The organism is Methylobacterium goesingense, assembly GCF_022179225.1.
In the GTDB taxonomy this organism is placed as follows: Bacteria; Pseudomonadota; Alphaproteobacteria; order Rhizobiales; family Beijerinckiaceae; genus Methylobacterium; species Methylobacterium goesingense.
In genome coordinates, this window is record NZ_BPQL01000067.1 from 44,777 (window position 1) to 53,572 (window position 8,796).

Below are 8,796 nucleotides of genomic sequence, written 5' to 3' on the forward strand. Positions count from 1 at the left end.
GCAAGGTTTGCCGGCACCGTCGCGATCAGCGGATCGAGGCCGCGATCGCCTGCTGGATCGCCAGGATGTTGGCGCCGCGCTTCAGGGTCTTGCGGATCGGCTCGGCTCGGCCCGAGACCCAGATCGCGAGCTCCGAATCGAGGTCGAAGCTTCCCGCCGTCTCCACGGAAAACGACGTGATCGCCCGGTAGGGCACGGTCATGTACGAGACCTTGCGGCCGGTCAGTCCCTGCTTGTCCACCAGGATCAGGCGCCGGTCGGTGAAAACGATCAGGTCGCGCAGGATGCGGAAGGCGACCTGAACCGATTCCCCCTGCGTGAGGATGCCGGTCAGCTGCTCGTTCACCTCCGCGGGCGTGAGGTCGCTGCCGTGGCCGAGCAATCCATCGAGAAAACCCATCGCGCGCCGTATCCCCCTGAAGCTGCGTGTCGCCTATGTAGGGGCCCGGGCGCCCGTCCGTCAGGGTGTCGTGTTTCCGTTCGGAGTCCGCCGCGATGTCCACCTCCGCCCCATCCCCGAATCGCCTGCGGCTCGGGGTGAACATCGACCACGTCGCCACGGTGCGGAACGCCCGCGGCGGCACGGCGCCGGACCCGATCCGCGCGGCGCATGCGGCGGTCGCGGCGGGAGCGGACGGCATCACGGCCCACCTGCGCGAGGACCGCCGGCACATCCGCGACGCCGACATGGAGACCCTGGCGCGTATCCTTACCGTTCCGCTCAATTTCGAGATGGCGGCCACCGACGAGATGATCGGGATGGCGATCCGCCTCAAGCCGCACGCGGCCTGCCTCGTGCCGGAGAAGCGCGAGGAGCGCACCACCGAGGGCGGCCTTGACATCGTCGGCGCCTACGAATCCCTGCTCCCCCGCATCGCCCGCTTGGGGCAAGCCGGTATCCGCGTCTCCCTTTTCGTCGAGCCCGACGCGGCGGTGATGGACGCGGCCTGGCGGCTAGGCGCCCCGGTGGTCGAATTGCACACCGGCAGCTACTGCGAGGCGGTGGCCGAGGGCGACGGGGCCCGCACCGCACACGAACTCGGACGTATCACCCGCGCGGCCACCTACGGGGCGGAGATCGGCCTCGAGATCCATGCCGGCCACGGCCTCGCCCTCGACAGCGTCGGCCCGGTGGCGGCCCTGCCCGAGATCGCGGAACTCAACATCGGGCACGCGCTGATCGGAGAGGCGATCTTCGTCGGTCTGCCCCAGGCGATCCGCGACATGCGCGCGGCCATGGACGCGGCGCGGGCATGATTCTCGGGATCGGCTCCGACCTCTGCGATATCCGCAGGATCGAGAAGTCGCTCGCCCGCTACGGCGAGCGCTTCACCCACCGGGTCTTCACCGACGGCGAGCGCGCCAAGTGCGACGCCCGCGCGGCGCGCGCGCCCTCCTATGCCCGGCGCTTTGCCGCCAAGGAGGCCTGCGCTAAGGCGCTCGGCACCGGCATCGCCCAGGGCGTGTTCTGGCGGGACATGGAGGTGGTCAATCTGCCCGGGGGGCGCCCGACGCTCCGGCTCACCGGGGCGGCGGCCGAGCATCTCATGGCCATGATGCCCGCCGGCCACGCGCCGAAGCTGCACATCACCCTCACGGACGATCCGCCCATGGCTCAGGCCTTCGTGATCATCGAGGCGGTGCCGGACGGCACGGCACGGACTTAGTCTTGGAAGCCCTTGCGTTGCGGCGCCTTTGCGCATGGTCTATGCCGCCGCTCGACCGTCGACGACGGAAGGCGCCCGGAATCCGGGTGCCGGCGTCGGACCGGAGATGGCAGCCAGATGGAACGTGCCCGCGTGGACCACCAGACGAAGCGTGACCTGAAGGTCGCCGAAACCGGCACCTGGGCGAGCATCAAGGAGACGCTGAAGGTCGGCGGGCAGGCCCTGCTCATCGCCCTCGTGGTGCGCACACTTCTGTTTCAGCCCTTCAACATCCCCTCGGGTTCCCTCGTTCCGACGCTGCTGATCGGCGACTACCTGTTCGTCTCGAAATATTCCTACGGCTACTCGAAATACTCCCTGCCCTTGAGCGAGTACCTGCCGTTCACGGCCGACGGGCGGATCTGGGCGGCCGAGCCCAAGCGCGGCGACATCGCGGTGTTCAAGCTGCCCAAGGACAATTCCACCGACTACATCAAGCGCGTCATCGGCCTGCCGGGCGACAAGGTCCAGATGAAGGCCGGGCTCCTGTACATTAACGACGTGCCGGTCAAGCGCGAGAAGATCGCGCCGTTCGAGACGACTGGGCCCTACGGCGAGCAGGCCAAGGCCGAGCAGTACCTCGAGACCCTGCCCAACGGCGTCACCCACCGGGTGATCGAGCGCGACGGCGACAACGGCTACTGGGACAACACCGAGCCCTACACCGTGCCGCAGGGCCGCTTCTTCATGATGGGCGACAACCGCGACAACTCGACCGATTCGCGCGATCTCGCCAACGTGGGCTTCGTGCCCTTCGAGAACTTCGTCGGGCGCGCGGAGATGATCTTCTTCTCCATCGACGAGGGCACGCCGGCGTGGCAGATCTGGAACTGGCCGGCGAAGGTGCGCTGGAACCGGCTGTTCACGGCCATTCACTAGGACGTTCAGTATTGTGACCGAAGAGGCGCGTCCCTCCAGCCGGGCGCGGCGCGCGCCCCGTCCCAAGCCCAGCCTCGCCGTGCTCGAGGCCCGGATCGGCCACGTCTTCGCGGACCCGAAACTCCTCGCGCTCGCCCTGACCCACGTGAGCAAGGCCGGCGGCAACGGCCGCCTGGGCAGCTATCAGCGCCTGGAATTTCTCGGCGACCGCGTCCTCGGCCTCGCCATCGGCGATCTCCTCTACGAGGCCTTTCCGGGCGCGGACGAGGGCGAGCTGTCCCGGCGTCTGGCCGGCCTCGTCCGCCGCGAGACCTGCGCGGCGGTCGCCACCGTTTGGGATGTCGGTCCGCACCTCGCCCTCGGACCCGGCGAGGTCCAGAGCGGCGGACGCCGCAATCAGACCATCCTGGCCGATGTCTGCGAATCGATCCTCGGCGCCGTCTACCTCGATGCCGGTTACGAGGCCGCCAAGGCCATCGTGAACGCTGCTTTCACGCCCGACACCGACACGGCGGCCCCGCGCGGCCGGGATGCGAAGTCGGCCCTGCAGGAATGGGCGATGGCCCGCGCCCTGCCGATTCCCGTCTACGACGTGGTCGAGCGCTCCGGCCCCGACCACGCTCCCGTCTTCCGAATCGCCGTGCGCGTCGAGGGCCTGGACCCCGGCGTCGGGGTCGGCCCCTCGAAACGTCTGGCCGAGCAGGAGGCCGCCCGCCTCGTGCTGGAGCGCGAGATCACCGGCCCCGCCCCCTCCCGAACCCAGGAGACGTCGGCGGACGTCGACGAAGGACAAGCCTCAGATGCCTGACGACGATTTGCCGGACGACGATTTCGACGGCGACGACGATTTCACCCCGCCGCCGCTTCAGCCGCGGCCCGCCGTGACGATGCCGGAGAACACCACCGCGGGCTTCGTCGCGCTGATCGGTATCCCGAATGCCGGCAAGTCGACGCTCCTGAATAGCCTCGTCGGCACCAAGGTCTCGATCGTCTCGCGCAAGGTCCAGACCACCCGCGCCCTGGTGCGCGGCATCGTCATGCACGAGACCGCGCAGGTCATCCTCGTCGATACGCCCGGGATATTCGCCCCGAAGCGCCGCCTCGACCGGGCGATGGTGCATTCGGCCTGGAGCGGCGCCTCGGATGCCGACGCGGTTTGCCTCCTCATCGATGCCCGCAAGGGCGTGACCGATGAAGTCGAAGCGATCCTGGCCAAGCTGCCGGACGTGAAGCGCCCCAAGGTGCTGATCCTCAACAAGATCGACCTGATCCCCCGCGACCGCCTGCTGGCGCTGGCCGCCACGCTGAACGAGCGCATCCCGTTCCAGCATACCTTCATGGTCTCGGCGCTCAACGGCGACGGCATCGAGACGCTGAAGTCGACGCTCGCCGGCATGATGCCGAAGAGCCCCTGGCTCTACCCGGAGGACCAGGTCTCCGACGCGCCGATCCGGATGCTCGCCGCCGAGATCACGCGCGAGAAGCTCTACGACCGCCTGCACGAGGAACTGCCCTACCGCTCCACGGTCGAGACCGACCAGTGGCAGGTCCGCCCCGACGGCTCGGTGCGAATCGAGCAGACCATCTTCGTGGAGCGCGAGAGCCAGCGCTCCATCGTGCTCGGCAAGGGCGGCCAGACCATCAAGGCGATCGGGCAGGCCGCCCGCCACGAGATCGCGGAAGCGGCCGAGCAGACCGTGCACCTCTTCCTGCACGTCAAGGTGCGGGAGAACTGGGCGGACGATCCGGCGCGCTACCGGGAGATGGGTCTGGAGTTCCCGCGCGGCTGAGCATGCGCTATGAGGACGGGAGACCGGCCCCCGCGACGATTCTCATCGCGCGGCGGCCCGAGCCTCCCGATTTCCTGTCACGCCCTGAGCCGTCGAGGCGCGCGCGCCGTCGCGCCGGATCCCGTTACGATGTCCCCCATACCCGTCTCGGAAGCGCCCGCCCCGGAAGCCGTCTACGGCGCGCCGCCCCTCGAACTGGTCCAGGTGGCCGAGACCGCCCTGCAGGTCTCACCCCTGGTCCCGGGTGCCGGCCGCCTGGAGGATCTCGCCCCCGGTAGCCTGGAGCGCGTCGACGTCCTGGCGCCGGCCGGCACCCTCGAGCGGCGCTACGTGCTCGCCCTCGCTCTCCAGGCCCTGCGGCCCGGCGGCCGGCTGACCGCCCTGGCCCCGAAGGATCGCGGCGGCAGCCGGCTCGGCAAGGAACTGGCGGGCTTCGGCTGCGCCGTGCACGAGGAGGCACGCCGGCACCACCGCATCTGCGCGCTGACGCGCCCCGAGACGGTGAGCGGCCTCGAAGAGGCGATCCACGAGGGCGGCCCGCGCCACATCGACAACCTCGCGCTCTGCAGCCAGGCGGGGATCTTCTCCTACGATCGGCTCGATCCGGGCACCGCCTTGCTGCTGGCCAACCTGCCCCTCCTCGCAGGCACGGGCGCCGATTTCGGCTGCGGCCTCGGCATTCTCGCCCGGTCCGTGCTGGCATCGCCGAAAGTAACGGGGTTGACCCTGATCGACATCGACCGGCGCGCCGTCGAGATGGCGACCCGCAACGTCGGCGATCCCCGCGCGACCCTGCACTGGGCCGACATCCGCTCCGGCGGCCTCGGGCTCAGCCGCCTCGACTTCGTGGTGATGAACCCGCCCTTCCACGACGGCGGCGCCGAGGACCAGGCCCTCGGGCAGGCCTTCATCGCCCGGGCGGCGGAGGCCCTGCGCCCCGGCGGCAGCCTCTGGCTCACCGCCAACACCCACCTGCCCTACGAGGCGCCCCTGAACGCCGCCTTCAAGGCCGTGGCGCTGAAGGCGTCGGCGGGCGGCTACAAGATCTACGAGGCGCGCCGGTGACGAAGACCAAGGCCGCCAACCTGCGCCTCGACCGGCTGCTCGCCAACATGGGCTACGGCTCCCGCCGGGAGATCGCCCTCCTGACCCGGGCCGGCCTCGTCGTGCTGGACGGCGTGCCCCTGCGCGATGCCGACCAGCGCATCCCGGTGACGCCGGACCTCGCGCAGCGGATGCTGATCGACGGCGAACCCCTCGATCCGCCCCCGGGCCTGACCCTGATGCTGCACAAGCCGCTCGGCGTCACCTGCTCGCACAAGGAGGTGGGTCCCCTCGTCTACGGCCTGCTGCCCGAGCGCTGGCGGCGGCGGGATCCGGCCCTCTCCACGGTCGGCCGCCTCGACAAGGAGACCTCGGGCCTCCTCCTCCTCACGGACGACGGCGCCCTGCTCCACCGGATCATCGCCCCGAAGGCCAACGTGGCCAAGCGCTACCGCGTCACCCTCGACCGGCCCCTGACCGGCGGAGAGGCCGCGATCTTCGCCGCCGGCACCCTGATGCTGGAGGGCGAGGAGAAGCCCCTGCTGCCGGTCGACTTCGAGGCCGAGGGCGAGACGGGCGCCGTGGTTACCTTGCACGAGGGGCGCTACCATCAGGTCCGGCGCATGTTCGCGGCGATCGGCAATCACGTCACGGCCCTGCACCGCGACCGCGTCGGCGGCCTCGATCTGCCGGCGGATCTCGAGCCCGGCGCCTACCGCATCCTGGACGAAGCCGACATCGCCGCCGTGTTCGCGGGCGGGAGCGCCTGACGCACGCGGAACCGGAGCGCCCAGCCCTCGTTTGATAGCCGGCTATATCGGCGGGAGGTGCCTCATGAACCGATTCGCGACCCTTATGCTCGCCCTCGCCCTGAGTGCCGGCGCCGTCGGTTCGTCGAGTGCGGATACGCCCGGGGCCGACTGGATGCCGGCCGATCAGGTCAAGCAGAAGCTAATGGCAGCGGGCTATACCAGCATCACCGAATTCGAGGCCGACGACGGCCATTGGGAGGGCGAGGGTGTGAAGAACGGCGTGAAGATGCAGTTCCACGCCGATCCGAAGACCGGCGCCATCCTGTCGGAGAAGCCCGACAAGTGAGCGCATGCCCCGGCCGCCGGATCTCGCTGGCATGATACGAGGCGCGGCATGCTGAGCAACCTCGACATGGTCGGTCGCCTGCTGGCGGCCGCACTCCTCGGCAGCGTCATTGGCTTCGAGCGCGAGCGCCTGGTCTGGGCCGCCGGCATGCGCACGCACATGCTGGTCTGCGTCGGCTCCTGCCTGCTGATGATCGTTTCCGCCTTCGGATTCTCGGACATCCTGGGGCGGCCGAACGTCACCCTCGATCCTTCCCGCGTCGCCGCGCAGGTCGTCTCGGGCATCGGGTTTCTCGGGGCTGGCACCATCCTGCTGCGTGGCGAGGTGGTGAAGGGCCTGACCACGGCCGCCAGCCTCTGGGCGGTCGCGGCCATCGGCCTCGCGGCCGGCGGCGGCCTCTACGTTCCGGCCATCGCCACGACCGTCATCGTGCTCGCCATCCTCGCCGGGATGAAACCGATCGAGGAGCGCTACCGCGCGCGGCGTCAGCGCCACGACCTGCGCGTGGTGGCCCGGCACGGTCTCCTGACCACCGAGCGCCTGCGCATCCTGGCCGGTCCCTGTGCCGGAAAGCTGCGCCAGATCGTGATCCGCCAGGGCACCTCCGACGATCGCGACGAGATCACCCTCTGCCTCGTGCACGTGGATCGCGGCGCGCTCGACGCCCTGACCGAGCGCCTGCGCCGTCACGAGGGGGTCGAGAGCGTCGAGGCGATCGAGCGGACCTCGATCGGCCGGGACGCCGGGGGCGAATGAAGGGGCGCGCCGAGGCTCAACCCCGCGGGTCGGCGCTGGAGAGCCGATCGAGTTCCGCCATGACCTCGTCCGCCAGCGTCAATGCGGAGGCCGCGAGGTTCTCGCGCAGGTGACCCAGCGAGGACGTGCCGGGAATCAGGAGGATGTTGGGCGCGCGGCGCAAGAGCCAGGCCAGCGCCACCTGCATCGGCGTCGCCCCGAGGCGCTCGGCGATCCGGGACAGGCCCCCTGACTGGATCGGGCTGAAGCCGCCGAGCGGGAAGAACGGCACGTAGGCGATCCCGGCCTCGGCAAGTTCGTCGACGAGCGCGTCGTCGGCTCGATGCACGAGGTTGTAGGCGTTCTGCACGCAAACGATCTCGGTGATCGACCGACCCTCGGCGACCTGACGGGCCGTCACGTTGCTGAGGCCGATCCGCCGGATCAGCCCCTGGCGTTGGAGTTCGGCCAGGACCGCGAGGGGCGCCGCGATGGAGCCCTCGGCCGGCCCGTGCACGTCGAACATGATGCGCAGGTTGACCACGTCGAGGGCGTCGACGCCGAGGTTGCGCAGGTTGTCGTGGACCGCTTGCCTGAGGTCGTCCGCCGCGAAAGCCGGCTCCCATGAGGCGTCCGGGCCGCGCCGCGCCCCCACCTTGGTGACGATGACGAGGTCGTCCGGATACGGATGGAGCGCCTCGCGGATGATCTGGTTGGTGATATGCGGCCCGTAGAAGTCGCTTGTATCGATATGATTCACGCCGCTGGCGATGGCCTCGCGCAGCACCGCAACGGCGCTCTCTCGATCCTTCGGCGGCCCGAAGACATGCGGCCCGGCCAGCTGCATCGCGCCGTAGCCGACGCGCTTCACCCTGCGGTCTCCAATCGCGTAGGTCCCCGCTTGTCCGATGTCGGTCATGCTCATGTTCTCCTCTGCCTGAGGAGGATGTAGATCGCGGCGACTTGCGCGATAATCAGGTCCAATCGGCACACGCCGTACGAGGATGCGCACAATGGGCCTGGATCTCGGCGATCTCTCCGCCTTCGTCGCGGTCGCGCGCGCCGGCGGATTTCGTGATGGCGCTCGGGCAAGCGGATCGAGCGCGTCCGGCCTCAGCGAGGCCGTCCGCCGCTTGGAATCTCGGTTGGGCGTCCGCCTGCTCAACCGCACCACCCGCAGCGTCGCGCCCACCGAGGCGGGCGCCCGCCTCCTCGAACAACTGACCCCGGCCCTCGGGGCGGTCGAGGCGGCCCTGGATGTCGTGAATAGCTTTCGCGACCGCCCGGCCGGAACACTCAAGCTGAACGTGCCGGTCAGCGCGGCACGCCTCGTCCTGCCCGGCATCGTGTCGCCCTTCCTCGCCGCCTATCCCGACATCCGTCTCGAGGTGATCGCCGAGGACGGCTTCGTCGACGTACTGGCCGCCGGCTGCGACGCGGGCATCCGGTACGACGAGCGGCTGGAGCAGGACATGATCGCGGTCCCGATCGGTCCCCGGGTCCAGCGCTACGCGACGGCGCGGCGGCCGTCGCGTAGCGCTGGA

Annotated in this window: 12 protein-coding genes; 10 read left to right on the forward strand and 2 right to left on the reverse strand. The window is 69.8% G+C overall.

All coding sequences use genetic code 11. The features are described 5' to 3' along the window. Window positions 1-25 precede the first annotated feature (25 nt). Window positions 26-400, reverse strand: a complete 375-nt coding sequence (locus MFF30_RS12915) for a PH domain-containing protein (protein WP_238279827.1) — start codon at window positions 398-400, stop codon at window positions 26-28. A gap of 95 nt (window positions 401-495) precedes the next feature. Between MFF30_RS12915 and MFF30_RS12920 the strand changes: the two genes are divergently transcribed. The 9 genes from MFF30_RS12920 (at window position 496) to MFF30_RS12960 (ending at window position 7,273) form a co-directional block, all read left to right on the forward strand. Beyond that, the gene (locus tag MFF30_RS12920; RefSeq protein WP_238279828.1) at window positions 496-1,257 is read left to right on the forward strand and encodes a pyridoxine 5'-phosphate synthase; all 762 of its coding nucleotides are present in this window, start codon (window positions 496-498) and stop codon (window positions 1,255-1,257) included. Then, window positions 1,254-1,667, forward strand: coding sequence for a holo-ACP synthase (gene acpS, locus MFF30_RS12925; RefSeq protein WP_238279829.1), 414 nt, complete (start codon window positions 1,254-1,256; stop codon window positions 1,665-1,667). The genes MFF30_RS12920 and acpS overlap by 4 nt, the downstream gene beginning before the upstream one ends. Before the next feature lie 117 nt (window positions 1,668-1,784). Continuing rightward, window positions 1,785-2,585, forward strand: a complete 801-nt coding sequence (gene lepB, locus MFF30_RS12930; RefSeq protein WP_238279830.1) for a signal peptidase I — start codon at window positions 1,785-1,787, stop codon at window positions 2,583-2,585. Window positions 2,586-2,598: 13 nt separating this feature from the next. Beyond that, on the forward strand, window positions 2,599-3,393 hold the full coding sequence (rnc, locus tag MFF30_RS12935) for a ribonuclease III (protein WP_238279831.1): 795 nt from the start codon (window positions 2,599-2,601) through the stop codon (window positions 3,391-3,393). Further along, a complete protein-coding gene (gene era, locus MFF30_RS12940) occupies window positions 3,386-4,375 on the forward strand; it encodes a GTPase Era (RefSeq protein ID WP_373320898.1) in 990 nt (329 codons plus the stop codon). The genes rnc and era overlap by 8 nt, the downstream gene beginning before the upstream one ends. A 129-nt stretch (window positions 4,376-4,504) precedes the next feature. Further along, the gene (locus MFF30_RS12945; protein WP_238279832.1) at window positions 4,505-5,440 is read left to right on the forward strand and encodes a class I SAM-dependent methyltransferase; all 936 of its coding nucleotides are present in this window, start codon (window positions 4,505-4,507) and stop codon (window positions 5,438-5,440) included. 47 nt (window positions 5,441-5,487) lie between these two features. After that, a complete protein-coding gene (locus tag MFF30_RS12950; RefSeq protein ID WP_238279840.1) occupies window positions 5,488-6,189 on the forward strand; it encodes a pseudouridine synthase in 702 nt (233 codons plus the stop codon). A 64-nt stretch (window positions 6,190-6,253) separates the two neighbouring features. Next, complete coding sequence (locus MFF30_RS12955) at window positions 6,254-6,517, forward strand: PepSY domain-containing protein (protein WP_238279833.1); 264 nt, start codon at window positions 6,254-6,256, stop codon at window positions 6,515-6,517. 48 nt (window positions 6,518-6,565) lie between these two features. Further along, window positions 6,566-7,273: an MgtC/SapB family protein gene (locus MFF30_RS12960; protein WP_238279834.1), complete on the forward strand. Its 708-nt coding sequence runs from the start codon at window positions 6,566-6,568 to the stop codon at window positions 7,271-7,273. Between the two features lie 16 nt (window positions 7,274-7,289). Here MFF30_RS12960 and MFF30_RS12965 read toward each other — a convergent pair whose 3' ends face one another. Next, window positions 7,290-8,171: an aldo/keto reductase family oxidoreductase gene (locus MFF30_RS12965; protein ID WP_238279835.1), complete on the reverse strand. Its 882-nt coding sequence runs from the start codon at window positions 8,169-8,171 to the stop codon at window positions 7,290-7,292. A gap of 94 nt (window positions 8,172-8,265) precedes the next feature. Here MFF30_RS12965 and MFF30_RS12970 point away from each other — a divergent pair. Further along, window positions 8,266-8,796 (forward strand): LysR family transcriptional regulator (locus MFF30_RS12970; RefSeq protein WP_238279836.1); only part of this gene is annotated, 531 nt, incomplete at its 3' end.